Origin of the sequence: Janibacter terrae (assembly GCF_039636765.1) — a bacterium.
Lineage (GTDB): Bacteria > Actinomycetota > Actinomycetes > Actinomycetales > Dermatophilaceae > Janibacter > Janibacter terrae.
The window spans coordinates 800,394-824,942 of record NZ_CP144167.1; the positions used below are offsets into that span (position 1 = coordinate 800,394).

Below are 24,549 nucleotides of genomic sequence, written 5' to 3' on the forward strand. Positions count from 1 at the left end.
CTGTCCAGGGCTTGCACGTGCTAACCATGGCAAGCACAATGGAGTCATGTCGAAGAACCCGCTCGAGGGCCTGCCCGGTGCGTTGGGCAACAACCTGGGGGACTACCTACGCGAGCAGCGCCTGCTCGCCAAGCTCTCCGTGCGGCAGCTGTCGGCACTCGCCGGTGTCTCCAACCCCTACCTGAGTCAGATCGAACGAGGGGTCAAGCGGCCGAGCGCCGAGATCCTCCAGCAGATCGCCCGGGGGCTGTCGATCTCCGCCGAGACCCTCTACGTCCAGGCGGGTCTGCTCGACCCCAAGGACGCGGCGGCGGAGGCCGGGGCGACGACCCGCGCGGCCATCCGCACCGATCCCGCGCTCACGGCGCGCCAGCGACAGACCCTGCTCGAGATCTACGAGTCCTTCGTCGGGGCGGGCGCTGCGGCGCTCGACCCGGCGGAGCCCTCCCGGCCGACCCCTCGGTCGCGGGCGACCCACAAGGCCGCCAGGCAGGCGAAGGGGGCCACCCCGGCCCCCGCGCAGAAGAAGGCCGCGTCCCCCGCCCGGGGGAAGGCGGCCGGCACCAAGGGCTCGACGACGACGTCGCGCTCGAAGACCTCGGCGGCGAAGAAGTCTGCCGGGCGTTCGACCACGACCTCGTCCCGTACGAGCACCACAAGGAGAACCTCATGAGCGTCACCACCACCGTCAAGAAGGTCGTCACCGACCAGACCTACGCCACGATCGGCGCGACCGACCTCACCGTCGAGACCGTCCGCGGCTACACCACCCAGCTCGCCGCCCTGCGCGCCGAGCTCGAGCCCAAGAAGGTCCAGGCGCGCGTCAAGTCCGCCCCGGCCGACGCGCAGGCCTACTACGCCGACCTCGCCAAGCGTGGCGAGGCACTCGTGACCCGCATCCGCAACCAGAAGGCCACCAAGGACCTCGTCGGCCAGGCCGAGTCCACCGTCGCGCTGGGCAAGGGCGCCGTCACCACGGTCAAGAAGGCCGTCGCCGACGTCGAGCGGTCCGCCAAGGCCACCCTGACCATCGGTCGCAAGGAGGCCGCCAAGGCCGCCGACGCCGTCGTCGACTCCGTGGACGTCGACGTCAAGGTCGACACCGCCAAGGCGAAGAAGGCCGTCTCCACCTCGGCCAAGCGCACCACGACCGCCGCCAAGCGCACCTCCACGACCACCAAGAAGGCCGCGGCCCGCACCCGCACCGCGACCAAGTCGACCGCGACCGCCGCCAAGACGACGGCCGCCAAGACCGCCGTGGCTGCTGACAAGGCTGCCGACAAGGTCGGCGACTGACGGTAGCCTCCGGCGGGTGACCGCCCAGGCTCCTGACCCCACCGCCCTCGACGACGCCCCCGTGCTGGTCCACGTGACCCGCGGGGGCTTCGTCGAGTCCGCCCACCGCGCGACGCTCGTCGCGACCGACGCTGCCGGGGGGACCCCCCTTCGCCACGGCCGGGTGGACGACCCCGTCCTGCCGCGCTCCTCGCTCAAGCCGGTCCAGGCCCTCGCGATGGTCCGTCACGGCCTCGACCTCCCGCCGCACCTGCTCGCCCTCGTGTGCTCGAGCCACTCCGCGGAGGAGGTCCACCGCGAGGCCGTCGCCGAGATCCTCGCGCGCGTCGACCTCGACCTCACCGCGCTGCAGAACACGCCCGCCCTGCCGCTCGGCGAGCTCGAGCACGCGCGCTGGCTCGTCGCCGGCACCGCCCCCGCACCGGTCGCCCAGGACTGCTCCGGCAAGCACGCGGGCATGCTCGTCACCTGCCGCGTCAACGGCTGGCCCATCGAGGACTACCTCGACCCCGGGCACCCCCTCCAGCAGGCGATCGCTGCGACGACGGCCGAGGTCGTCGGCCCCGTCTCGCACACGACCGTGGACGGCTGCGGCGCACCGCTCTTCGCCGTCCCGCTGTCGGGCCTGGCGGCGTCCTTCGGGCACCTCGCCTCCGCCGGTGCCGAGAGCGACGAAGGGAGGGTCGCGGCCGCCATGCGTGCCGCGCCGCACATGGTCGGCGGCACCGGTCGGGACGTCACCGCCTTCATGGAGGCCGTGCCCGGACTCATCGCCAAGGACGGCGCCGAGTCCGTCTACGCGGCAGGGCTGCCCGACGGTCGCGGGGTCGCGGTCAAGGTCGCCGACGGGGCTCCCGTCGCCCGCGCCCGGCAGGGCCTGCTCGCGCACGCCCTCCTCGAGCTCGGGGTCGACACCCCCGGTCTGCGCGCGCTCGCCGACCAGCCCGTCCTCGGCCACGGCCGGCCCGTCGGGGCCGTCGAGGTCGTCGGCCTGGGCGCGTGACGGGCACGGCATGAGGACCGTCCTGCAGCGGGTCACCTCGGCCCGGGTCACCGTCGCCGGCGAGGTCGTCGGCGAGATCGGGACCGGGCTCGTCGCCCTCGTCGGTGTCACGCACGACGACGGGCCGGAGGAGGTCGCGACCACCGTGCGCAAGATCACCGAGCTGCGGATCATGCGCGACGAGCAGTCGGTGACCGACTGCGGCGCAGCGGTGCTCGTCGTCAGCCAGTTCACCCTCCACGCCGACGTGCGCAAGGGGCGCCGCCCCTCCTGGAACGCCGCCGCCCCCGGGTCCGTCGCGGAGCCGGTCGTCGAGGCCGTCGTCGCCGGCCTGCGGGAGCGGGGGATCGAGGTGGCGACGGGCCGGTTCGGCGCGCAGATGGCGCTCGACGTCCACGGGGACGGTCCGGTGACCATCGTCCTGGACGTGCCCGTCTAGTCTGTGGCGGTGGACATCTTCGGCCAGATCCAGGGATGGATCGTCCTGGTACTCGGACTGCTCGCGCTGTGCGCGGAGGTCTTCGCCCTCGTGCACGCGGTGCGCCAGCGCCCGGACGCCTTCGTCGCGACCAGCAAGCAGACCAAGGTCTTCTGGGTCGTCGCGCTCGCGATCGCGACGCTCATGGGCCTCGCGGCCCTCGGGGGCATCGGCATCCTCGCGATCATCGGCATCGTCATCGCCGGCGTCTACCTCGCGGACGTGCGCCCCGCCATCGACGAGGTCATGGGTCGGCGTCGCTGAGTCGGGCACAATGACCGGGCACACGACCGTGCACCGCACCACCAGCCAAGGGGAATACGTGAGCCATCTGCCGGACCCTCGAGAGGGCATGTTCGTCTCGGAGCGCCCGTGGGGTGGCTTCCAGCAGTTCACCTGCAACGAGCCGTCGACGGTCAAGGTCATCACGGTCGACCCCGGCCACCGGCTGTCGCTGCAGACGCACGAGCGCCGGGCCGAGTTCTGGCAGGTCCTCGACGGCCCGATCGACGTCACCGTCGGCGAGGACTCGTGGAGCGCCCAGCCGGGTGAGCAGATCTGGGTCCCCGTGGGGGCCAGGCACCGCATGGGCAACACCTCGGACCGGCCCGCCCGGGTCCTGGAGATCGGGTACGGCGAGTTCGACGAGGACGACATCGAGCGCCTCGAGGACGACTACCAGCGCTGAGCCAGCGGACCGCTCCGCGGGGCGACGACCGCCCACGGGAGGGTCAGCTCGCCGAGGCGCCAGCGCGCCGGGCCGCCGAGGACCGCCACCCGCTCCGCGACCTCCGTGCAGGCGGCCACGGCCTGCTGCCGCGCGCCGTACGGGGCGAAGGGGGAGGCCCGCCGCCACGCGTCGTCGAGCAGCCGGAGCAGGTCGTGCACCGGCTCGCCCGGGATGTTGCGGTGGATGAGCGCCTTGGGCAGCCGCTCGGCGACGACGGAGGGCAGACGCTGCGCACCGAGGTCGCGCAGCCGCCACGAGAGCGTCAGGGTGAGCGGACCGGTCGCGTCGAGCGTGATCCAGCTGCCGAGGCGCCCCAGCTCGTCGCACGTGCCCTCGACGAGGATCCCGAGCGGGTCGAGCCGGTCGATCATCGTGCGCCAGGGTCCCTCGACCTCGGTCTCGTCGTACTGGCGGAGCACGTTGAAGGCGCGCACCACCCGCGCGTCGGCGTCCCCGGGCAGCGGCACCTCGAAGCCGCCGAGTGCGAAGTCCACCCCCGACCGCGCCCACGCCTGGGCCGCGGCGACCCGCTCCGGGTCGATCTCCAGGCCGGTGACGTGCAGGTCCGGCCGCACCGGGGCCAGCCGGTCCGCCCACTCGACGGTCGTCACGCCGCTCGCGCCGTGGCCGAGGTCGACGAGGTGTGGAGGTCCCCCCTTCGTCAGGCGGTCGCGGTGGGTCGCGAGCAGCCAGCGGTCGCACCGACGCAACCGGTTGGGGTTGGTCGTGCCGCGCGTGATGTTGCCGAGGTGGCGCTGGGTGGGCACGTCGGCAGCGTAGGCGCCGCGCCGAACTAGGGTGATGGGGTGTGGCACGCGGACCGGAGGGTGAGCTGGAGCATGGTGGCCCTGCTCCTCTCCCTGAGCGGTGCCCTCCTGCTGGCCCTGAGCATCTGGGTCCCGCCCGCCCTCGGCCGTGACTCGGGGGTCCGTCCGGTGCAGCCCGGGCTGCTCGTCGTGGCGCCCGAGGCGAGCGGTGTCGTCACCCTCGGTGAGGGGCGCGCGGTCCAGCTCGACGGGAGCGGGTTGCGCCTGACCAACCGCGGCAGCCTGCTCTTCCGCACGGTGCGCGGCGGCTCGCCGGTCTCCGCGCTGCAGGGCGAGGTCGAGGGCCGCGGCACCGAGCGCCACGAGGAGATCTCGCACGCGCTGAGCAACCTCGAGATCGATCGCCTGTCGATCCAGCCGGGGGAGGCCACGTGGTCGGGCCGGCTCACCGGCGATGACCGCGAGCTGCCCGCGACCGTCACCGTCCGGTACGTCGGCTCGTACCTCACCCTCGAGGTCACGGCGAAGGGGGCCGACGCCGTCGTCGTGCACTCCGCCCAGGAGCTCGGCACGGTCGGCCGCCAGCCGGGCCTGCCGGAGCAGCCGCTCCGCACGCGCGCGTGGTGGGTCGGGGACGGGCCGGCACCCGTGCGCGATGCGTACCGCACCGAGCTCGGGACCCTGGTCGGCATCGGTCCCGAGGGGTCGCACCGGGGTGTCGACCTGCGTCGGATGGGCCACACCGACCTGCACGCGTGGTCCCCGTCGGCGACGCTGTCCGTGACGAGCTACCGAAGGGTGATCGAGAGTGAGTGAGCACACGAGCGGCCGGGAGGTCCGCCGGGTCGCGATGATCAGCGTGCACACCTCGCCGCTGGCGCAGCCGGGCACGGGTGACGCCGGCGGCCTCAACGTCTACGTCGTCGAGGCCGCCCGCGAGCTGGCGAGGCGCGGGGTCGAGGTCGTCATCTTCACCCGGCGCACCGCGGCGGACCTGCCCGACGAGGTCGAGATGTTCCCCGGGGTCACCGTGCGCCACGTCGATGCCGGACCCTACGAGGGCCTGGTCAAGGAGGACCTGCCCGGGCAGCTGTGCGCCTTCGCCGCCGGGATCATGCGCGAGATCGCCATGGTGCCCGCGGGCCACTACGACGTCGCGCACTCGCACTACTGGCTCTCGGGGCAGGTCGGGTGGCTCGTCGCCGAGCGGTGGCAGGTCCCGCTCGTGCACACGATGCACACGATGGCCCGGGTGAAGAACCGCCAGCTGGCCGAGGACGACGTCCCCGAGCCGGCCGGGCGCGAGATCGGCGAGTCGCAGGTCGTCGACATCGCCGACCGGCTCCTGGCCAACACCGAGCGGGAGGCGAGCGAGCTCGTCGAGTACTACGACGCGGACCCGGCGAAGGTCGTCGTCGTGCCGCCGGGCGTCGACCTCGACATCTTCACGCCGGGTGACCGGGACGCCGCCCGTGAGCGGGTCGGCATCGCCCGCGACGCGGTCGTCCTGCTCTTCGTCGGGCGCATCCAGCCACTCAAGGCACCGGACGTGCTCGTGCGGGCGGCCGCCGAGTTGCTCGAGCGCCGTCCCGGCCTGCGCGATCGCCTCGTCGTCGCCGTGCTCGGCGGCGCCTCCGGCCGCGGGCTCGCGGCCCCGGACCGCCTGCGGCTGCTCGGTGAGGAGCTCGGCGTCTCCGACGTGCTCCACCTCGCGCCGCCGTCGACCCGCACCGAGCTGGCCGACTGGTACCGCGCCGCGGACGTCGTCACCGTCCCCTCGTACACCGAGTCCTTCGGCCTCGTCGCCATCGAGGCGCTGGCCTCGGGCGCGGTGGTCCTCGCGGCCGAGGTGGGTGGCCTGCCCACCGCCGTCGGCGACGCGGGCGTCCTCGTGCCGGGGCACGACCCGCGCCGCTGGGCCGACGAGCTCCTCGCCGTCCTCGAGGACCCCGAGCGGGCCGCGGACCTGCGATCGCGCGCGCGCCGGCACGCCGAGGCCTTCGGCTGGTCGAGCACCGTCGACCGGCTGCTCGACGTCTACGGCGACGCCGTCGCCGCGCGCACGTCCGCAACCACCCTGGAGGTCTCCCGATGACCACGTCCGATCGTGAGCAGGCCCTGGCGGTCGTCACCCGAGTCGTGACCGACGCCGACCTCGAGCACGAAGGGGGTGCCCGCGACGGCGAGCTCGTCGTCACCCTGCCGGGGGACAAGAAGCTCAAGACCGTCGTCTCCCTCGTCGTCGGCGACAACGCGCTGTCGGTCTCGGCCTTCGTCATCCGCAACGCGGACGAGAACCACGAGGAGTTCTACCGCTACCTCCTGCGCCGCAACCTGCGCATGCCCCTCCTCGCGTACTCCATCGATGCCTCCGGTGACGTCTACGTCGGCGGGCGGATCCCCCTTCGCGCGGTGACCGACGAGCTCGTCGACCAGGTGCTCGGGGTGGTGCTCGAGGCGGCCGACGCACCCTTCAACGAGCTGCTGCTCCTCGGGTTCCGGTCCTCGATGCAGAAGGAGTGGGACTGGCGCGTCTCGCGCGGCGAGTCGCTGCGCAACCTCGAGGCATTCCGGGCCGTGCTCGAGCGCACGGACGGCCCCGCCGAGGCCTGACGGGCGTCGATACGCTGTGCCCATGTCGACTCTGATCCTGCTGCGCCACGGCCGTTCCGACTGGAACGAGAAGAACCTCTTCACCGGATGGGTCGACGTCGACCTCATCGACCGGGGACGCGCCGAGGCGGTGCGCGGCGGCGAGCTGATGAAGGAGGCGGGCATCCTCCCCGACGTCGTGCACACCTCCGTCCTGCGCCGGGCCATCACCACCGCCAACCTCGCCCTCGACGCCGCCGACCGCCACTGGATCCCGGTGCGGCGCGACTGGCGGCTCAACGAGCGCCACTACGGTGCGCTGCAGGGGCTCGACAAGGCCGCGACGCGGGAGAAGTACGGCGAGGAGCAGTTCATGCTCTGGCGGCGCAGCTTCGACACCCCGCCGCCGGCCATCGACGTCGACAACGAGTTCGCGCAGACGGACGACCCGCGCTACGCGGGCCTGGAGGTGCCGCGCACCGAGTGCCTCAAGGACGTCATCGAGCGCCTCATGCCGTACTGGGAGGGTCCGATCCGCGAGGACCTCGCCACCGGCCGCACCGTCCTGGTCACCGCGCACGGCAACTCGCTGCGCGCTCTCGTCAAGCACCTCGACGGCATCAGCGACGAGGACATCGCCGGGCTCAACATCCCGACCGGCATGCCGCTCGTCTACGACCTCGGCGAGGACTTCATGCCGACGCGTCCGGCCGAGTACCTCGACCCGGAGGCCGCGGCCGCCGAGGCCGCCGCCGTCGCCAACCAGGGCAAGTAGCGAGACCCGGTCGGGACCCCGTCTCGGGCGCGGGGCCGTGGGCGCTCGGCTCAGACGCCGTCGTCGACGTCGAGGGCGTCGTCGGAAGGGTGGAACTCACCGGTGACGAGGAAGCCGACCCGACGGGCGATCGTCACGGCGTGGTCGCCGAAGCGCTCGTAGTAGCGGCTGAGCAGCGCGGCGTCGACGGCCCGCGTCGTGCCGTGCTGCCAGGTGCCCTCGGCCAGCTGGGTGAACATGTCGCGGTGCAGCTCGTCGAGGCGGTCGTCGATCTGCTCGATGGCGCGGGCACCGTAGGCGTCCTGGGTGCGGATGGTGTCGGCGGCACGTGCGACGATCTCCTCCGCGGCGCGTCCCATGCTCGCGAAGGACTCGCGCACCTCGTCCGGGATCGCGTTCTCGGGATAGCGCAGGCGCACCACCTGCGCGACGTGGCGGGCGAGGTCGCCCATGCGCTCGAGGTCGCCGGAGATGCGCATCGAGGCGACGACCGTGCGCAGGTCGCTCGCGACGGGGGCCTGGCGCGCGAGCAGGTCGATCGACCGCTGGTCGAGCTCGTTGCGACGCCGGTCGATCTCCTGGTCCGCGGCGATCACCGCGTCGGCGACCTGCACGTCGGCGTCGAGGAGGGCGGCCGTCGACTGGCGGATGGCGCCCGCGACGAGGTGGGCGAGCTCGACGAGGTCGGCGGCGACCTGCTCCAGCTCGTCGTGGAAGACCTGACGCATCGGCAGCTCCTGTGATCGGTGGTGGAAGAGGGTGTCCCGGCCCCATGAGACCTCGTCCGGGTGAACGTCGTCGGGCGAGCAGGTGAACTCCGCGGAGGACCGTGCGGTGCCCGGCCACCCGGTCCCAGCATGCCCCACCGGAGAAGTACCCTCGGTGACGTGGAGCCAACGACAGCGGCAATTCTCGGTGGCATCGCCGGCCTGCTCATCGGCTTCCTCGTTTGGGCGGCGATCGACTTCAGCGATCGCGAGCGCGCTGTGCCACCGGAGCCGGAGCCGGAGGTGCCGCGGGGCGTCGGCGACGTCCTCGCCGTGCTGCGCTCGTCCGGGGTCGTGCTCGACCGGACCGGGCGGGTCGTCACCAACTCACCCGCGGCAGTCAGCTACGGCCTCGTCCGCAACGGTCGTCTGGCCCACCCGGCGATCTCCACCATGGTCGAGCAGGTCGCGCGCGACGACGTGATCCGTGACGCCCAGCTGGAGATCGCCCGCCCGGGCCTGAGCTCCGTCGTCTACGTCTCGGCCCGCGTGGCCCCGCTCGGCGCCGACCACCTGCTGCTCCTCGTCGACGACCAGACCCAGGGCCGCCGGCTCGAGGAGACCCGGCGCGACTTCGTCGCCAACGTCAGCCACGAGCTCAAGACCCCCGTCGGTGGCATCTCGCTGCTCGCCGAGGCCGTCATGGACGCCAAGGACGACCCCGAGGCCGTCGACCGCTTCGCCCGGCGGATGCAGGGCGAGGCCACCCGCCTGTCGAGCCTGATCAAGGAGATCGTCGAGCTCTCGCGGCTCCAGGGCACCCCTGTCCTGCAGGACCCGCAGCTCGTCGACGTCGAGGACGTCGTAGCCCTCGCGCTGGAGCACCTGCGCATTGAGGCCGAGGCCAAGGACATCACCCTGACCGACAAGGTCTCCGAGGAGCTCTACGTCCGGGGCGACGAGGACATGCTCATCACGGCCGTGCGCAACCTCGTCGGCAATGCGATCTCCTACTCCGACCCCGGGACGGCGGTCGGCGTCGGCGCCCGCCTGCAGGGCGACACCGTGGAGATCGCCGTGACCGACCAGGGGCCCGGGATCCCCGAGCACGAGCAGACGCGGATCTTCGAGCGCTTCTACCGGATGGACGCCGCCCGGTCACGCGCCACCGGGGGGACCGGGCTGGGGCTGTCGATCGTCAAGCACATCTGCGCCAACCACGGCGGCGACATCCAGGTGTGGAGCGACGGCGCGCACGGCTCGACCTTCACCATCCGCCTGCCCGTCGCGCCGGAGACCCTCGAGGTCGAGCGCCCCGCGCCTCCCGTCACCCCCTCACCCACCACCCCCTGAATGAAGGAGAGCCGCTGATGACACGCATCCTCGTGGTCGAGGACGAGGTGTCCTTCTCGGACCCCCTGTCCTATCTGCTCGACAAGGAGGGATACGACGTCGAGGTCGCCGAGACCGGGCCCGACGCGATCTCGGCCTTCGACGCGGACGGTGCCGACCTCGTGCTCCTGGACCTCATGCTCCCCGGGCTGTCCGGCATCGACGTGTGCCGGGCCATCCGGCAGCGGTCCAACGTCCCGGTGATCATGCTGACCGCCAAGGACGGCGAGATCGACAAGGTCGTCGGGCTCGAGATCGGTGCCGACGACTACGTCACCAAGCCCTACAGCTCGCGTGAGCTGCTCGCGCGCGTCAAGGCGGTGCTGCGTCGCAACAGCGAGCCCGAGGAGCTGCTGCCCGCGACGATCGAGGGCGGCCCGGTGCGCATGGACATCGACCGTCACGTCGTCTCCGTCAACGGCACCCAGGTGCAGCTGCCGCTCAAGGAGTTCGAGCTGCTCGAGATGCTCCTGCGCAACGTGGGCCGGGTGCTCACCCGCGTGCAGATCATCGATCGGGTGTGGGGCAGCGACTACGTCGGCGACACCAAGACCCTCGACGTCCACATCAAGCGGCTGCGCGCCAAGATCGAGCCGGACCCGGCCAAGCCGGTCCACATCGTCACCGTGCGCGGCCTGGGCTACAAGTTCGAGGGCTGAGGGTTCCCCCCTTCGTCCTGACGCACCGGAGGCCGGTACCCGTCGCGGGTACCGGCCTCCGGTGCGTGGTGCCGAGCGGGTCGTTCGCCCGTGGGTCAGTGGCCCTCGGACTCGCCGTCGTCGGCCTTCGTCGGACCGGGGGTCGGGGTCCAGCCCTCGGGGGCGTAGTCCTCGTAGTAGCCGGCCGGGTCGAGGACGGGGACGCTCACCGGCGTGGTCTCGGAGCCGTCGGAGACCTCCGCGTCGGTCATGTCGCCGGGGCCGGCGTCGACCTTGTCGAGCGTGAGGTGCTTGTCCTCGCTGAGCGAGACCGTCTGGTGCGCGGGGATGCGGGTCCTGACCGAGGCGTCGCCGACGCTGAGGGAGAAGGTGAGCGGCTTGCCGGAGGTGTTCTCCACGGTGCCGGTGACCGTGGCCTCGCCGCCCTGGCCCCCGCTGACGAGGGCGAGGTTGCGCACCTGGGCGCTCTCGAGGTCGACGGGGACGCCGTCGCCCAAGGACATGGTCTCGGCCGTCTGGAAGGGGGAGTTGACCGAGCAGCCGGCAGTGCCGGCCGCGAGGGCGAGGGCCACGAGGACGGCGCGGCTGCGGGTGACGAGGTTGCGCTTCACGGGGCACAGCCTAGCGGGGGCGTCCTCGGAGGTGGGTACCGGTGCGGCACACCCCACGCGCGCCCTCGCCTGCCCGGCCCCTAGGCGCGGAGGTGCGCGGGCGCGGAGGGCCATTGTGGTGCCGTGAGCGCCGGTGCGACCCACGACACGCCGTGATATTCTGGAGGTCGCGAAAGGGGAAATCTCCACATGGTTTTCAAGGTCGGCGAGACGGTCGTGTACCCCCACCACGGGGCTGCTCTGATCGAAGAGATCAAGATCCGAACGATCAAGGGTGAGGACAAGCAGTACCTCAAGCTCAAGGTGGCCCAGGGTGACCTGACCATCGAGGTGCCCGCCGAGAACTGCGACCTCGTGGGTGTCCGCGACGTCGTGGGCAAGGAGGGCTTGGACCGCGTCTTCGAGGTGCTGCGCACGCCGCACGCCGAGGAGCCGACGAACTGGTCCCGCCGCTACAAGGCGAACCTCGAGAAGCTGGCCTCCGGTGACGTCATCAAGGTGGCCGAGGTCGTCCGCGACCTGTGGCGCCGTGAGAAGGACCGGGGCCTGTCCGCCGGTGAGAAGCGGATGCTGGCCAAGGCGCGCCAGATCCTCGTCTCCGAGCTCGCGCTCGCCGAGAAGACGGACGAGGACAAGGCCGAGGTCATCCTCGACGAGGTCCTGGCTTCCTGAGCACACACCTGACCGACGACGCCCGCACCGCTCCCGGTGTGGGCGTCGTCGTCGTCGCGGCCGGCTCGGGGACCCGCCTCGGGGCCGACCGGCCCAAGGCCTTCGTCGAGCTCGCCGGCGCGACCATCCTCGAGCACGCCCTCCGAGGGGTGCTCGCCGCCGGACCCGCCGAGGTCGTCCTCGTCGTGCCGCAGGCGCAGCTGGCACCCGCCGGCCAGATCGTCGGGCGGGTCCCCGCGCAGGACGTCGGGGTGGCCGTGGTCGCCGGTGGCGCCGAGCGGACCGAGTCCGTCGCCCGCGGGCTCGACGCGCTCTCCGAGCGGGTGACGATGGTCCTCGTGCACGACGCCGCCCGGTGCCTCACGCCCGTCGCGGTCTTCGACCGGGTCGTCGCCGCGGTCGCGACAGGTGCTGCCGGCGCGATCCCCGGGCTGCCGGTCGTCGACACCATCAAGGTCGTCGACGAGCGGGGGGTCATCACGTCGACGCCGGTGCGCGAGAGCCTGCGCGCCGTGCAGACCCCCCAGGGCTTCGACCGCGCGGTCCTCGCCGCCGCCCACGCCGCCGGAGTCCTCGCCACCGATGACGCGGCCCTCGTCGAGGCCCTCGGCCACGACGTGGTCGTCGTCGAGGGCGACCCCCGCGCGCTCAAGATCACGACCCCCGAGGACCTCGCCCGCGCCGAGCGCCTCCTGGCCGCGTCCGGCTGAGTCCGTCCTCCCCCCTTCCTGCATTGCCCTAGGGGAATGCAGGTTCAGGCGTGCATTGCCCTAGGGGAATGCAGGGTTCAGGTGCGCAGGTCCGCTGGTGGGGCGGCGGAGAGCTGGCGCCGCACGGCGAGAGCCGCGGCGCGGCCGGCGCGGTTGCCGCCGATCGTGCTCGCCGACGGCCCGTAGCCCACGAGCTGCACGCGGGGGTCGACCGCGCTCGTGACGGAGGTCTGCACGTCCCGGCTGCCGGGCAGCAGGGCGATGCCGCCCGCGGCGCTGCGCAGGCGAAGGGGGGCGAGGTGCCGGATCGCGGGGCGGAACCCCGTGGCCCACAGGATCGCGTCGGCGGCGGCGAAGCTCCCGTCCGCCCAACGCACCCCGTCACGCTCGACCCGCTCGAACATCGGTCGACGCCGCCCGTAGACGCCGGTGCGTGCCGCGGTCATCTCCTGGGGGCGCAGCGCCAGGCCCGTGACGGACACGACGCTGGCGGGGGGCCTCCCTTCGCGCACCCGGCGCTCGACGAGCTCGACGGCGTCCCGGCCGGAGAACTGCGGGTTCCACACCGGCTCGCGTCGCGTCACCCAGGTGACCTCGGCGATCGGTGCGATCTCGCCGATGAACTGCACGGCCGAGGCGCCGCCACCGACGACGACGACCTGCAGGCCGCGGAAGTGCTCGGCGCCCGGGTAGGCGACCGTGTGCCACTGCTCCCCGGCGAAGTCCCGCTGGCCCGGGTACGTCGGCACGAAGGGGTGCGTCCACGTCCCCGTCGCGTTGACGAGCGTCCGCGTGGTCCAGGTCCTCGAGCCCGCGTGGACGACGAGCAGGCCGTCCTCGTCGGTGACCCGGTCGACGCGGACGGGCCGCAGGACGGGCAGGTCGTGGGTCTGCTCGTACTCGTCGAACCACCGCGCGATGACCTCGTTGGCCCGGTCGGCGGAACCGCCCGGGGCAGGGGCATCGGGCAGGTCGGCGACCCCGTGCACGTCGTCCATCGACAGCGAGTCCCAGCGGTGCTGCCACGCGCCGCCCGCCCGCTCGTTGCCGTCCAGGACGACGTGGTCGATGCCGAGACGGCGCAGGTGGAAGGACGCGGACAGACCGCCCTGGCCGGCGCCGATGACGAGCGAGTCGAGGGTCTCCACGCTCGTGCAACGCCCGGTCGCGACGCGTTGATCCCTGCGGCTGCGACACTGCCGCCATGACTGCGAACCACATCGACGGCGTCGGTCGGCTGCCACGGACCGGGATCGGCGTCGACGTCCACGCCCTCGCGGCCCCCGAGTCGGGGCGCCAGCTCTGGGTCGCCGGTCTGCTGTGGCCCGGCGAGGTCGGGCTCGAGGGCCACTCCGACGCGGACGTCGCCTGCCACGCCGCGTGCGACGCGCTCTTCTCCGCGGCCGGGATCGGCGACCTCGGCACGCACTTCGGGACCGGGCGCCCCGAGCTCGAGGGCGCTTCGGGCGCAAGGCTGCTCGCGGAGGCGGCCCGGCTCGTGCGGGCAGCGGGCTACGAGATCGGCAACATCGCCGTGCAGGTCATCGGCAACCGGCCCAAGATCGGCACCCGCCGTGAGGAGGCCCAGGAGGCCATGTCGGCGGCCTGCGGCGCGCCGGTGAGCGTCAGCGGCACGACGACCGACGGGCTCGGCCTGACGGGTCGGGGCGAGGGGGCGGCCGCGGTCGCGACCGCGCTCGTCGTCCCCGCCTGAGGGCGAAGGGGAGGACTCAGGTCCTGCGGCGGTCGGCGAGCTCGCGGACGAAGGCCCGGACGACGGGACGCCAGGCCTCGGCCACGCGCGGCTGCGCCTGCTCGACCTCGGCCAGCGCGGTGGGCACGTCGGTGCCGGACACGGCCGGGGTGTCGGGCTCCTTGGCCGCCCAGCGGGCGACGACGGGGAGGTCGGCCTCGGGGTGCCCCTGCACGCCCCAGACGGTCGGTGCGAGACGGGCGAGGAGCAGGTCGCCGTGCTCGTTGGCGGCGAGGGCGACCGCCCCCTCGGGCAGGGCCGTGACGATGTCGTCGTTCCACTGCGCGACGGGGGCACCGGTCGTGCTGCCGAGGACCGGGTCGCCCGCGAGGTGCCCGGTGTCGCTCACGGTGCACACGCCGATCGTGCGGCCGCGCGGGTTGCGCGCGACGTCGCCGCCGAGCGCGACGGCCGCGAGCTGGTGCCCGAGGCAGATGCCCATGGTCGGGGTCGCCCGCTCCGCGGCCGTGCGGATCAGCTCGCGCACGGTCGGCAGCCACGGGGCCACGTCGTCGTCGCGGCAGCCCATCTCGCCCCCGAGGACGAGCAGGCCGTCGTGCTGCTCGAGGTCACTCGGCAGCGCGTCGCCGACGTAGGGGCGCCGGACGTCGAGCTCGACGCCGGCCTCGGTGAGCCAGGTCCCGACGAGTGCCGGTGGGCAGGTCTCCTGGTGCTGGACGACGAGGAGGCTCATCGGGTGGTCGTCGGCGCTCGCCGCCCGGTGACGGCCCCCGCGCCGAGGAGGCCGAGCCCGACCACGTTCAGCAGCAGGGCCGGGGCCGACACGAGCCAGTGGAACTGGTAGCCGCGGTCGAGCTGCATGATGAGGAAGGTGCCGAAGGCGCTCATGAGCTGCCCCATCACGAGCACGGCGGCACCGCCGACGACGAGCTTCCACCAGAGACCGGCGTCGCGGCGCACCAGGGCGATCACGCCGATCACGGCTACGGTGATCATGGCCGGGAGCGACCAGCCGAGCTGCGTCAGCAGGTAGGTGAACTGGTGGTCGAGGCCCATGCGCGCCACCCTATGTCGCTGCCGGTCGCGGGGTGCGTCAGGCCGTCCTGACGCGGGGCCGCGGCGAGGCGAGCCGGGCGAGCCGCTGCAGCTCGGAGATGTGACCGCACAGGGCCTCGCGGCCGGCGGGAGTGAGGGTCACTCGCGTCGTGCGTCGACCGTCCGTCAGCTCCCGCCCCACCGTGACGTAGCCCTCGGCCTCGAGGCTGCGTAGGTGCTTGCTCAGCGCGGAGTCCGACAGGCCGATCTCGTCGCGGACCTCGGCGAAGGGCAGGCCCCGAGTCGGTGCCAGCAGGGCACAGATCTGCAGCCGGTGCGGCTGGTGCACCACCGGGTCGAAGATCGGCCGAGGCATGGCACCCAGAGTAGGTGACTTGCCTCGGCGGCAAGACGCCGCTCGCCCGCCGCCGCAGGCGGATCCGCGGCCACCCCGGACCCGCGGCTGTCGTCCCCTTCGCCCGTGGGCCACGATGGGGGCAGAGACCGGGCCACCCGGCCCACCAGCGAAGGGAGTCGCGTCGTGCCGCAGACCGTCAAGGCAGTCATCGCCCGCTCGAAGGGAGCCGACGTCGAGCTCGTCGACATCGTCGTCCCCGACCCCGGACCCGGCGAGGCCGTCGTCCAGGTGCACTCCTGCGGGGTGTGCCACACCGACCTGCACTACCGCGAGGGCGGGATCAACGACGAGTTCCCCTTCCTCCTCGGCCACGAGGCGGCCGGCGTCGTCGAGGCCGTCGGCGAGGGTGTCACCGACGTCGCGCCGGGCGACTTCGTCATCCTCAACTGGCGCGCCGTGTGCGGCCAGTGCCGCGCCTGCCTCAAGGGCAAGCCCCAGTACTGCTTCGACACCCACAACGCCACCCAGCGGATGACCATCGCCGAGACCGGCGAGGAGCTCACCCCGGCCCTCGGGATCGGCGCCTTCGCGGAGAAGACCCTCGTCGCCGCCGGCCAGTGCACCAAGGTCGACGGCGAGGCCGACGCGGCCGCCGTGGGCCTGCTCGGCTGCGGCGTCATGGCCGGCTTCGGCGCGGCGGTCAACACCGGCGAGGTCACCCGCGGCGAGTCGATCGCCGTCATCGGCTGCGGGGGCGTCGGCAACGCGGCCATCGCGGGCGCGCAGGTCGCCGGCGCGACGACGATCATCGCCGTCGACACCGACCCCCGCAAGCTCGAGATCGCCAAGGGCTTCGGCGCCACGCACACCGTCGACGCGAGCGCCGAGGACACCGTCGAGCGGGTCCGCGAGCTCACCGGCGGCTTCGGCGCGGACGTCGTCGTCGAGGCGGTCGGCCTGCCGCAGACCTACGAGCAGGCCTTCTACGCCCGCGATCTCGCCGGGCGCCTCGTGCTCGTCGGCGTGCCGACCCCCGACAAGGAGGTCACCCTCCCGATGATCGAGATCTTCGGTCGCGGCGGCTCGCTGAGGTCCAGCTGGTACGGCGACTGCCTGCCGAGCCGCGACTTCCCGATGCTCGTCGACCTCTACCGCCAGGGCCGCTTCGACCTCGACGCCTTCGTCACCGAGCGGATCGGGCTGGGCGACATCGAGTCCGCCTTCGACAAGATGCACTCCGGTGACGTGCTGCGATCGGTCGTGGTCCTGTGACGGCGCGCACCGACAAGGTCGTCACCTCGGGCACCTTCGAGCTCGACGGCGGGTCCTGGGAGGTCGACAACAACGTGTGGGTCGTCGGCGACGACGCGGAGTGCATCGTCATCGACGCCGGCCACGAGGCCGCCCCTATCCTCGAGGCGATCGGCGACCGGACGCTCGTGGCCGTCGTGAGCACCCACGCCCACAACGACCACGTCAACGCGGCGGCCGAGGTCGCGGATGCCAAGGGCGCCCCGATCTGGCTGCACCCCGACGAGGCGCCGCTGTGGGAGATGACCTACCCCGACCGGGCCCCCGACGGCGCACTCGCCCACGGTCAGGTCATCACCGTCGCCGGCACCGAGCTCACCGTGCTGCACACGCCGGGCCACGCGCCCGGTGCCTGCTGCCTGCACGCCCCCGGTCTCGGGGTCCTCTTCTCCGGGGACACCCTCTTCCAGGGGGGTCCCGGCGCGACCGGCCGCTCGTTCTCCGACTTCCCGACGATCGTCGAGTCGATCCGCGAGGAGCTGCTCGTCCTGCCCCCGGCCACCGTCGTCCACACCGGCCACGGGGACGACACGACGATCGGCGCGGAGGCACCGCACGTGCAGGAGTGGCTCGACCGCGGGCACTGAGCCGTCGGCGCGGCGGCGCGTGGCGGTTAACCTTGGGCCCGTGACCCTGCAGCTCTTCGACACCGCCACGCGCACCCAGCGCGACTTCGTCCCCGTGACCCCCGGTCGGGTGGGGATGTACATCTGCGGTCTCACGACGCAGGGCGCGCCGCACATCGGCCACCTGCGCTTCGCCGTCTCCTTCGACGTGCTGCGGCGCTGGCTCGTGCGCGGTCACGGCTACGACGTGACGCTCGTGCGCAATGTCACCGACATCGACGACAAGATCCTGCGCAAGGCGGCCGAGTCCGGCGAGGAGTGGTGGGCGCTCAGCTACCGCAACGAGCGCTACACGACCCAGGCCCTCGAGCTGCTCGGTGTGCTGCCGCCGACGTACGAGCCGCGCGCCACCGGCCACATCCCCGAGATGGTCCAGCTCGTCGACACCCTCGTCGAGCGCGGGCACGCCTACCCGGCGGCCGACGGCAGCGGGGACGTCTACTTCGACGTCAAGAGCTGGGCCGACTACGGCGAGCTGTCCAACCAGGGCCTCGACGACATGGTCGCCGCCGACGATGCCGACCCGCGCGGCAAGCGCGACCCGCGCGACTTCGCCCTGTGGAAGGGCCGCAAGGACGACGAGCCCGGGACCGCCACGTGGCCCACCCCCTACGGCCCCGGCCGCCCCGGCTGGCACCTCGAGTGCTCCGCCATGGCTCGCAAGTACCTCGGCGACACCTTCGACATCCACGGTGGCGGCATCGACCTGCGCTTCCCGCACCACGAGAACGAGCAGGCCCAGTCGCGCGCCGCCGGGCTCGGCTTCGCCGGCTACTGGCTGCACAACGGCTGGGTGACGGTCAGGGGCGAGAAGATGGGCAAGTCCCTCGGCAACGCCCTCGAGGTCCAGCACCTGGTGCAGGAGCACGACCCGCTCACCGTGCGCTACTTCCTCACCGCCGCGCACTACCGCTCGATGATCGAGTACCACCCGGGTTCCCTCGAGGAGGCCGGAGCCGCCGTCGAGCGGATCGAGGGCTTCCTGCGCCGGGCGCTACCCGGCCAGTCGGTGCTCGAGGCCGACCCGGCCGTCGAGCTGCCGGCCGAGTTCGCCGCGTCGATGGACGACGACCTCGGCGTCGCGGGGGCACTCGCGGTCATCCACGAGACCGTGCGGGCCGGCAACACCGCGCTGGACGAAGGGGGACGGGACGAGGCCGCCGAGATCGCCGCCACGGTCGTCGCGATGACCGACGTCCTCGGGATCAACCCGCTGTCGGCGACGTGGGGTGGTGCCGGGGGCAGCCGCGAGGGTGACCTCACCGTGGCCCTCGACGCGCTCGTGCAGCTGCAGGTCGAGGCCCGCGCCAAGGCCCGTGCCGCGCGCGACTTCGACACCGCCGACCAGATCCGCGACGCACTCGTCGCCGCGGGCATCACCATCGAGGACACCCCGCGCGGCGCGCGGTGGAGCCTCGCCAGGAAGGACCACTGATGACTGGTAACAGCTCACGCCGTGGAGCGGTGCGTCGCACCGGGTCCAAGAAGGGCCCGCAGGTCGGGTCCGGCGGGCAACGTCGCCGCGGACTCGAGGGCAAGGGACCCACGCCCAAGGCCCACGAGCGCCCCAACCACAAGGCCTACAAGCCCGCGGACAAGCGCCCGGCACGCCCCTCCGGCGGTCGCAAGAAGTCCGGCTCGACCGAGATGATCGCCGGCCGCAACTCCGTCGTCGAGGCGCTGCGCACCGAGGTGCCGATCTCGACGATGTACATCGCCAACCGCATCGACAGCGACGACCGGGTCCGCGAGGCCCTGACGATCGCGGCCGAGGCCGGCATCCCGATCATGGAGACCCCGCGCGGTGAGCTCGACCGGCTCACCGACGGGGCGGTCCACCAGGGCCTCGCCGCCCAGGTGCCGCCGTACGAGTACGCGCACCCGCAGGACTTCGTCGACTCGCAGCTGCCGGGCGTCCCGCTCGTCGTCGCGCTCGACGGCATCACGGACCCGCGCAACCTCGGCGCCATCGTGCGGTCCGTGGGCGCCTTCGGCGGTCACGGCGTCGTCGTCCCGCAGCGGCGCAGCGCCGGAATGACGGCCTCCGCGTGGAAGACCTCGGCCGGCGCCGCCGCTCGCGTGCCGGTGGCGCAGGCGAGCAACCTCGTGCGGGCGCTCGAGGACTACCGCAAGGCCGGGTTCTTCGTCATCGGCCTCGACATGGAGGGTGACGTCGAGCTGCCCGGCCTCGAGCTGGCGACCTCGCCGCTCGTCGTCGTCGTGGGCTCCGAGGGCAAGGGCCTGTCGCGGCTCGTGCGCGAGACCTGCGACCAGATCGTCTCGATCCCGATGGTCAGCACGACCGAGTCGCTCAACGCCGGGATCGCCGCCGGCGTCACCCTCTACGAGGTCGCCCGGCTGCGCAGGGGGGCCTGAGCAGGCCCACCCTGCGCCACGGGGGCCGGGCTCAGGCCTTGGGTGCGTGGATGACGTGCGTCTTGCCGACGATGTCGGCCAGGGTGCGGTCGTCGTCGTCGACGAGCATCCAGATCCAGCTGATGATGCCGGCGAACTGGTGGACCAGCTCGCGCAGGGCCGCCGGGCCGAGCTCGGGGTTGGCGCCCGTCCCGGAGTTGATGATCTTCAGGCCGGTGACCTTCTTGCCGATGCTCTGACCCGTCTTCGTCACGCGCCACACGCGGTTCCACGCGATCATCGCCAGGCCGGCGAGGACGCTCAGCAGGAGCATGAGGACGCCGAGGCCCACGAGCGCGCCGGAGCCGCTGCCCGGGACCTCGCACCTGCTGGAGGAGTAGCCGCCGCAGTCGTAGGTGTCGGGCATGCCGGCGACGATGAGCGAGATGCCGATGACCATCGGGATGACGGCCGCGGTGAAGCTGAGAGCGGCGTCGATGATCCCGGGGAGGATCCGGTCGGCGAAGGTCGCCGACCTGTCGTAGCGCTGCTCCACCCAGGCGAGCGATCCCGGCTGGTCCGGGGTGCGGCCCTGCGGGAAGGGCGGCGGCTGGGGTGACCCGGTCGGCGGCTGCGGCGCACCTCCGTACGGCGCGCCCCCGTACGGCGTGCCCTGCGTCGGATCCGTCATGTCTGCCTCTCGTCGTCGACGACGGGCAGCAGCTGGGTGTCCGTCCCCAGCACCGCCTGCTCGTCGGGCTTGCTCGGCAGGACGTCCCGCAGGTACTCCGCGATGGCGTCCTCGATGGGGACATCGTGCCCCACGCGTTCGGCCATGTACCAACGGTGCTCGAGGATCTCGTGGAAGATCTCGGCCGGCTCCAGCTTGGCGCGCAGCTGCGGCGGGATGCGTCGTGCGGTCGGCTCGTAGACGCGGTCGAGCCACTCGTGCGCGACGAGCGCCTCGTCGTCACCCTGGCGGTCCATGGCCGCCCGGTAGGAGTCGAGGTCGTTGAGCAGGCGCCGCGCCTGGTTCTCCTCGACGTCGAGGCCGGTGAGGCGCAGCAGCCGCCGCGAGTGGTGCCCGGCGTCGACGACCTTGGGCTCGATGCGCAGGTGGGTGCCGTCGAGGTCGGTCGACATCTCCAGCTCGTCGACGTCGAAGCCGAGCAGGTTGAGCCGGCGGATGCGCTCGTCGACCCGCCAGCGGTCGCCGGCCTCGAACCACTCGTCGCCCGTGAGCTCGTCCCACAGGCCGCGGTAGCGCTCGATGACGTCGTGAGCGACCGCGACCGGGTCGAGCGTCTCCGGCAGGTAGCCGCCGGCGGCGAGGTCCATGAGCTCGCCGGCGATGTTGGTCTGGGCGAGGTCGAGGTCGTGCTCGCGCTGCCCGGTGCTCAGCGAGTCGTGCAGCTCACCGGTCTCGGCGTCGACGAGGTAGGCGGTGAAGGCCCCCGCGTCGCGCCGGAAGAGGGTGTTGGACAGCGAGACGTCGCCCCAGAAGAAGCCCGCGAGGTGCAGTCGCACGAGCAGCACCGCGAGCGCGTCGGCCAGGCGCACGCCCGTGTCCTCGCGCAGGTGCTGGCTGAAGAGCACCCGGTAGGGGAGGGAGAACTGCAGGTGCCGGGTGATGAGGCAGGCGTCGAGCGGGTGCCCCTCCGCGTCGGTGCGCCCGGAGACGACCGCGAGCGGCTCGACGCACGGCAGGTCGAGGCGGCGCAGCAGCCGGAGCAGCCGGTACTCGTTGCGCGCGAGCTCGGCCTTGATCTCCTTCACCGCGATGACCCCGCCGGAGAGCCGCACGAACCGCACCACGTGCCGGGAGATGCCGCGCGGGAGCGCGGCCAGGCGCTCCTGCGGCCACTCCTCGAGCGGGACCGACCACGGCAGGTCGAGCAGGGCGGGGTCCGGGCGCGCCGCCGAGATGTCCAGGGGCACGGGTGCCTCCCTCCGTCGATCCCCCCAGTGTGGCGCAGGAGGCGGGGGCGAAGGGGGCGGAGCGCTCAGCCGCGCAGCCGGGCCAGCTCGGCGAGGACGGCGGGCACGAGCGTGCAGTCCTCGATGCGCAACGTGGCGGCGGTCTCGCCCGGACCGACCTTGATGCCGAGGTCGTCCCCGGTCAGGACCGCGAAGGCGTGCTCGTCGGTCACGTCGTCGCCGAGGTAGACGGTGGCGTCGACGCCGAGCTCGGTGGCGAGCGCGCGCAGCGCGGTGCCCTTGTCGGCGCGCAGGACGCTCAGCTCGTGCACGCCCTTGCCGGCGAGATGCGTGACCCCGTCGTGCCGGGCGGCCTCCTCGGCGATCGCTGCGGCGATCGGCAGGACCTCCTCGGGCAGCCCGCGGGTGTGCAGGACGACGGCGGTCGGCTTGTGCTCCAGGCGGATCCGCGGCTCGCGGGTCGCGACGGTCGCCGTGACGTGGCCGCGCAGCGCGGCGACGGCGGCATCGGTGCCCTCCGGGAGCACCCCGCCCGAGCTGGACTCCGCGCCGTGGCTGCCGATCCGGGCGACCGCCGACCTCTCCAACCCGGTGAGGGCGGTGAGCGTGGCCAGGTCGCGCCCCGAGACCACGGCCGCCCACGTGTCGGCGGCGGCGGCGAGGGCGGTCAGGGCGTCGATGCTGCCGGGCTGGGCCCGAGCGTCCATCGGGTCGAGGACGAAGGGGGCGAGCACCCCGTCGAAGTCGGTCGCCACGAGCAGGCGCGGCGCCGCCGCGACCGCGGCCAGGGCAGCGGTGACCGGCTGCGGGAGGGGCACGTCAGGCCCCCTTCGACCGGCCGGGACGCTGCGGCGCGCTCTCGAGGTTGCTGAGGAACCGGTCGGCCCACCGCTGCACGTCGTACTCGCAGACCCGGCGGCGCAGGGCCCGCATCAGGCGCCGCTTCTCCTTGGGGTCGGTCTCGAGGGCGCGGACCATCGTCTGCTTGAGGCCCTCGATGTCGTGCGGGTTGCACACGAAGGCCTGGTGCAGCTCGTGCCAGGCGCCGGTGAACTCGCTGAGCACGAGCGCGCCGCCCTCGTCGTGGCGGCAGGTGACGTACTCCTTGGCCACGAGGTTCATCCCGTCGCGCAGCGGGGTGACGAGCATGACGTCGGCGACCTGGAAGAGCGCGGCCATCTCCTCGCGCGGATAGCTCTGGTGCAGGTAGTGCACCGCCGGTGCGCCGAGGTCGGAGTACGTGCCGTTGATCCGCCCGACCGTCGTCTCGATCTCGGTGCGCAGCGTCTTGTAGGCCTCGACGCGCTCGCGGCTCGGGGTCGCGACCTGGACGAAGGTGATCTCCGGCGGGACGAAGACGCCCTCGTCGAGCAGCTCCTCGTAGGCCTTGAGCCGGTGCCGGATGCCCTTGGTGTAGTCGAGCCGGTCGACGCCGAGCATGACGATGTCGGGGTTGCCGAGTGACTCACGGATCTCTTGCGCCCGCTCCTGCACCGGCTCGCTGCGGGCGAGCTCGTCCAGCCCCGCGTAGTCGATGCTGATCGGCACCGCGGAGGCCCGGACCACGCGCTCGCCACCGTCCGGGCCCTTGGCGGTGACCGTCTCGCCCTTCGTGGCGCACCCACCGAGCTGCCGCGCCGCCCGCACGAAGTTCTGCGCGTCGGCCTGGCGCTGGAAGCCCAGGTAGTCCGCGCCGAGGAGCCCCTCGATGATCTTGGCGCGCCACGGCAGCTGCGCGAAGAGCCCGACGGGCGGGAAGGGGATGTGGTTGAACCAGCCGATGCGCACGTCGGGCCGGCGGGCGCGCACCATCGCCGGCACCAGCTGCAGCTGGTAGTCGTGGATCCAGACCTTGGCCCCCGGCGCGGCAATCTCGCAGACCGCGTCGGCGAACCGGGCGTTGACGACCTCGTAGTCCTGCCACCACTCGCGGTGGAAGTGCGCGGGGACGATGACGTCGTGGTAGATCGGCCACAGGGTGTCGTTGCTGAAGCCCTCGTAGTAGGTGGTCTGCTCCTCCTCCGAGAGCGGGACCGGGTGGAGCCACATCCCCGACTCCTCGAAGGGGGCGGGTGCCTCGCCGGTCTCGCCGGCCCACCCCACCCACGCGCCCTCGCGGCCGCGCATGACGGAGTCCATGGCGGTGACGAGGCCACCGGGGGAGCGGTGCCACTCGCTGCTGCCGTCTGGGGCGACGACGCGGTCGACGGGGAGCCTGTTGGCGGCGATGACGAGGTCGAACGTGCGCTGGCGTGACACGGGTGCTACCTCCGGAGGGTCGTTGGGTCCACCCTATGTACCCGCCAGGCCTTCCACCGACGCGTCCGGAGCACTACCGTCGATACATGAAGATCTCGGACGTGTTGCGCACCAAGGGCACCGACGTCGTCACGGTCCCGCCCGACTCGACGGTCGCGGAGCTGCTCGGGCTCCTCGCCGAGCACCACATCGGCGCCGTCGTCGTCTCCTCGGCCGGCGGGGTCGTCGACGGGATCGTCTCCGAGCGTGACGTCGTGCGGCGCCTGCACGACGTCGGCACGCAGATCCTCGACGGGCCGGTCAGCGCGATCATGACCGCCGAGGTGCACATCTGCGGTGAGCACGACGACATCAGCGATCTCGAGACGCAGATGACGGAGCGTCGCATCCGCCACGTCCCGGTCGTGCGCGACGGGCGGCTCGTGGCCATCGTGAGCATCGGCGACGTGGTCAAGCACCGCATCCGTGACCTGTCCGCCGAGCGCGACCAGCTCGAGGCCTACATCACGCAGTGACCGGTGGTGCACAGGCGCCACACAGCCGACGCTCCGACGACGCCCA

31 protein-coding genes are annotated in these 24,549 nt (G+C 72.7%); 20 read left to right on the forward strand and 11 right to left on the reverse strand.

The features are described 5' to 3' along the window. Nucleotides 1–46: 46 nt before the first annotated feature. The 6 genes from V3C34_RS04000 to V3C34_RS04025 are packed head-to-tail and all read left to right on the forward strand — an operon-like array spanning nt 47 to nt 3,465. A complete protein-coding gene (locus V3C34_RS04000) occupies nt 47–673 on the forward strand; it encodes a helix-turn-helix domain-containing protein (RefSeq protein WP_082807648.1) in 627 nt (208 codons plus the stop codon). Next, the gene (locus V3C34_RS04005) at nt 670–1,296 is read left to right on the forward strand and encodes a hypothetical protein (RefSeq protein ID WP_068326932.1); all 627 of its coding nucleotides are present in this window, start codon (nt 670–672) and stop codon (nt 1,294–1,296) included. Before V3C34_RS04000 ends, V3C34_RS04005 begins: the two co-directional genes overlap by 4 nt. A 16-nt stretch (nt 1,297–1,312) precedes the next feature. Beyond that, a complete protein-coding gene (locus V3C34_RS04010) occupies nt 1,313–2,299 on the forward strand; it encodes an asparaginase (protein WP_068326929.1) in 987 nt (328 codons plus the stop codon). 10 nt (nt 2,300–2,309) lie between these two features. Further along, nucleotides 2,310–2,738 carry a D-aminoacyl-tRNA deacylase gene (gene dtd / locus V3C34_RS04015; protein ID WP_346008149.1) on the forward strand — a complete coding sequence of 143 codons (429 nt, stop codon included), beginning with the start codon at nt 2,310–2,312 and terminating at the stop codon, nt 2,736–2,738. 9 nt (nt 2,739–2,747) lie between these two features. Continuing rightward, a complete protein-coding gene (locus tag V3C34_RS04020) occupies nt 2,748–3,041 on the forward strand; it encodes a DUF2516 family protein (protein ID WP_068329167.1) in 294 nt (97 codons plus the stop codon). Between the two features lie 58 nt (nt 3,042–3,099). Further along, nucleotides 3,100–3,465, forward strand: coding sequence for a phosphomannose isomerase type II C-terminal cupin domain (locus V3C34_RS04025; RefSeq protein WP_068329164.1), 366 nt, complete (start codon nt 3,100–3,102; stop codon nt 3,463–3,465). On the opposite strand, the gene V3C34_RS04030 is transcribed toward V3C34_RS04025, so the two are convergent. After that, a complete protein-coding gene (locus V3C34_RS04030; RefSeq protein WP_346008150.1) occupies nt 3,453–4,274 on the reverse strand; it encodes a class I SAM-dependent methyltransferase in 822 nt (273 codons plus the stop codon). The two genes, V3C34_RS04025 and V3C34_RS04030, sit on opposite strands and share 13 nt — an antisense overlap. A gap of 72 nt (nt 4,275–4,346) precedes the next feature. On the opposite strand from V3C34_RS04030, the gene V3C34_RS04035 reads away from it, so the two are divergent. From V3C34_RS04035 to V3C34_RS04050, 4 genes are read left to right on the forward strand one after another with little or no spacing between them, the layout of a single operon-like run. Continuing rightward, the gene (locus tag V3C34_RS04035) at nt 4,347–5,090 is read left to right on the forward strand and encodes a hypothetical protein (RefSeq protein WP_346008151.1); all 744 of its coding nucleotides are present in this window, start codon (nt 4,347–4,349) and stop codon (nt 5,088–5,090) included. Nucleotides 5,091–5,124: 34 nt separating this feature from the next. Then, a complete protein-coding gene (gene mshA, locus V3C34_RS04040) occupies nt 5,125–6,369 on the forward strand; it encodes a D-inositol-3-phosphate glycosyltransferase (protein ID WP_346008548.1) in 1,245 nt (414 codons plus the stop codon). Continuing rightward, on the forward strand, nt 6,366–6,887 hold the full coding sequence (locus V3C34_RS04045) for a YbjN domain-containing protein (protein WP_068326915.1): 522 nt from the start codon (nt 6,366–6,368) through the stop codon (nt 6,885–6,887). Before mshA ends, V3C34_RS04045 begins: the two co-directional genes overlap by 4 nt. Before the next feature lie 22 nt (nt 6,888–6,909). Next, the gene (locus V3C34_RS04050; RefSeq protein ID WP_068424385.1) at nt 6,910–7,641 is read left to right on the forward strand and encodes a phosphoglyceromutase; all 732 of its coding nucleotides are present in this window, start codon (nt 6,910–6,912) and stop codon (nt 7,639–7,641) included. Nucleotides 7,642–7,691: 50 nt separating this feature from the next. On the opposite strand, the gene phoU is transcribed toward V3C34_RS04050, so the two are convergent. After that, a complete protein-coding gene (gene phoU / locus V3C34_RS04055; protein ID WP_068326909.1) occupies nt 7,692–8,369 on the reverse strand; it encodes a phosphate signaling complex protein PhoU in 678 nt (225 codons plus the stop codon). Nucleotides 8,370–8,528: 159 nt separating this feature from the next. On the opposite strand from phoU, the gene V3C34_RS04060 reads away from it, so the two are divergent. Then, complete coding sequence (locus V3C34_RS04060; protein ID WP_068326905.1) at nt 8,529–9,701, forward strand: sensor histidine kinase; 1,173 nt, start codon at nt 8,529–8,531, stop codon at nt 9,699–9,701. A gap of 17 nt (nt 9,702–9,718) precedes the next feature. Continuing rightward, nucleotides 9,719–10,399: a response regulator transcription factor gene (locus tag V3C34_RS04065; protein WP_068326902.1), complete on the forward strand. Its 681-nt coding sequence runs from the start codon at nt 9,719–9,721 to the stop codon at nt 10,397–10,399. Nucleotides 10,400–10,494: 95 nt separating this feature from the next. Here V3C34_RS04065 and V3C34_RS04070 read toward each other — a convergent pair whose 3' ends face one another. Then, complete coding sequence (locus V3C34_RS04070) at nt 10,495–11,010, reverse strand: hypothetical protein (RefSeq protein WP_068326899.1); 516 nt, start codon at nt 11,008–11,010, stop codon at nt 10,495–10,497. A gap of 189 nt (nt 11,011–11,199) precedes the next feature. Between V3C34_RS04070 and V3C34_RS04075 the strand changes: the two genes are divergently transcribed. Beyond that, nucleotides 11,200–11,682: a CarD family transcriptional regulator gene (locus V3C34_RS04075; RefSeq protein WP_068326896.1), complete on the forward strand. Its 483-nt coding sequence runs from the start codon at nt 11,200–11,202 to the stop codon at nt 11,680–11,682. A gap of 38 nt (nt 11,683–11,720) precedes the next feature. Then, on the forward strand, nt 11,721–12,392 hold the full coding sequence (gene ispD, locus V3C34_RS04080) for a 2-C-methyl-D-erythritol 4-phosphate cytidylyltransferase (RefSeq protein WP_068424392.1): 672 nt from the start codon (nt 11,721–11,723) through the stop codon (nt 12,390–12,392). A 77-nt stretch (nt 12,393–12,469) separates the two neighbouring features. Here the strand turns inward: ispD and V3C34_RS04085 are convergent, their stop codons facing one another. Next, a complete protein-coding gene (locus V3C34_RS04085) occupies nt 12,470–13,540 on the reverse strand; it encodes an NAD(P)-binding domain-containing protein (protein WP_346008152.1) in 1,071 nt (356 codons plus the stop codon). Between the two features lie 56 nt (nt 13,541–13,596). Here V3C34_RS04085 and ispF point away from each other — a divergent pair, with 56 nt between their 5' ends. Continuing rightward, nucleotides 13,597–14,106, forward strand: coding sequence for a 2-C-methyl-D-erythritol 2,4-cyclodiphosphate synthase (gene ispF, locus V3C34_RS04090; RefSeq protein WP_346008153.1), 510 nt, complete (start codon nt 13,597–13,599; stop codon nt 14,104–14,106). A gap of 16 nt (nt 14,107–14,122) precedes the next feature. Here ispF and V3C34_RS04095 read toward each other — a convergent pair whose 3' ends face one another. From V3C34_RS04095 to V3C34_RS04105, 3 genes are read right to left on the reverse strand one after another with little or no spacing between them, the layout of a single operon-like run. Beyond that, nucleotides 14,123–14,839 (reverse strand): type 1 glutamine amidotransferase, encoded by a 717-nt coding sequence (locus V3C34_RS04095; RefSeq protein ID WP_346008154.1) that lies wholly within the window; start codon nt 14,837–14,839, stop codon nt 14,123–14,125. Next, the gene (locus V3C34_RS04100; RefSeq protein ID WP_345913638.1) at nt 14,836–15,162 is read right to left on the reverse strand and encodes a hypothetical protein; all 327 of its coding nucleotides are present in this window, start codon (nt 15,160–15,162) and stop codon (nt 14,836–14,838) included. Before V3C34_RS04100 ends, V3C34_RS04095 begins: the two co-directional genes overlap by 4 nt. Nucleotides 15,163–15,199: 37 nt before the next feature. Continuing rightward, entirely contained in the window at nt 15,200–15,517 is a 318-nt protein-coding gene (locus tag V3C34_RS04105) for a transcriptional regulator (RefSeq protein ID WP_346008155.1), read from the reverse strand. 165 nt (nt 15,518–15,682) lie between these two features. Between V3C34_RS04105 and V3C34_RS04110 the strand changes: the two genes are divergently transcribed. The 4 genes from V3C34_RS04110 to rlmB are packed head-to-tail and all read left to right on the forward strand — an operon-like array spanning nt 15,683 to nt 19,812. Continuing rightward, on the forward strand, nt 15,683–16,771 hold the full coding sequence (locus V3C34_RS04110; RefSeq protein WP_068424407.1) for an S-(hydroxymethyl)mycothiol dehydrogenase: 1,089 nt from the start codon (nt 15,683–15,685) through the stop codon (nt 16,769–16,771). Beyond that, the gene (locus tag V3C34_RS04115; RefSeq protein WP_068424409.1) at nt 16,768–17,397 is read left to right on the forward strand and encodes an MBL fold metallo-hydrolase; all 630 of its coding nucleotides are present in this window, start codon (nt 16,768–16,770) and stop codon (nt 17,395–17,397) included. Before V3C34_RS04110 ends, V3C34_RS04115 begins: the two co-directional genes overlap by 4 nt. 40 nt (nt 17,398–17,437) lie before the next feature. Beyond that, nucleotides 17,438–18,871, forward strand: a complete 1,434-nt coding sequence (cysS, locus tag V3C34_RS04120; protein WP_068326870.1) for a cysteine--tRNA ligase — start codon at nt 17,438–17,440, stop codon at nt 18,869–18,871. Continuing rightward, the gene (gene rlmB, locus V3C34_RS04125; RefSeq protein WP_068424411.1) at nt 18,871–19,812 is read left to right on the forward strand and encodes a 23S rRNA (guanosine(2251)-2'-O)-methyltransferase RlmB; all 942 of its coding nucleotides are present in this window, start codon (nt 18,871–18,873) and stop codon (nt 19,810–19,812) included. The genes cysS and rlmB overlap by 1 nt, the downstream gene beginning before the upstream one ends. A gap of 31 nt (nt 19,813–19,843) precedes the next feature. Here the strand turns inward: rlmB and V3C34_RS04130 are convergent, their stop codons facing one another. The 4 genes from V3C34_RS04130 to V3C34_RS04145 all read right to left on the reverse strand — a co-directional run bounded on the left by V3C34_RS04130 (nt 19,844) and on the right by V3C34_RS04145 (nt 23,988). Then, nucleotides 19,844–20,482: an RDD family protein gene (locus V3C34_RS04130; protein WP_346008156.1), complete on the reverse strand. Its 639-nt coding sequence runs from the start codon at nt 20,480–20,482 to the stop codon at nt 19,844–19,846. Then, a complete protein-coding gene (locus V3C34_RS04135) occupies nt 20,479–21,729 on the reverse strand; it encodes a DUF4032 domain-containing protein (RefSeq protein ID WP_068424414.1) in 1,251 nt (416 codons plus the stop codon). The genes V3C34_RS04130 and V3C34_RS04135 overlap by 4 nt, the downstream gene beginning before the upstream one ends. Nucleotides 21,730–21,794: 65 nt before the next feature. Next, complete coding sequence (gene otsB, locus V3C34_RS04140) at nt 21,795–22,547, reverse strand: trehalose-phosphatase (RefSeq protein WP_346008157.1); 753 nt, start codon at nt 22,545–22,547, stop codon at nt 21,795–21,797. A 1-nt stretch (nt 22,548) separates the two neighbouring features. Continuing rightward, nucleotides 22,549–23,988 carry a trehalose-6-phosphate synthase gene (locus V3C34_RS04145; protein WP_346008158.1) on the reverse strand — a complete coding sequence of 480 codons (1,440 nt, stop codon included), beginning with the start codon at nt 23,986–23,988 and terminating at the stop codon, nt 22,549–22,551. Between the two features lie 86 nt (nt 23,989–24,074). On the opposite strand from V3C34_RS04145, the gene V3C34_RS04150 reads away from it, so the two are divergent. Further along, a complete protein-coding gene (locus V3C34_RS04150; protein WP_346008159.1) occupies nt 24,075–24,503 on the forward strand; it encodes a CBS domain-containing protein in 429 nt (142 codons plus the stop codon). Nucleotides 24,504–24,549: the final 46 nt, after the last annotated feature.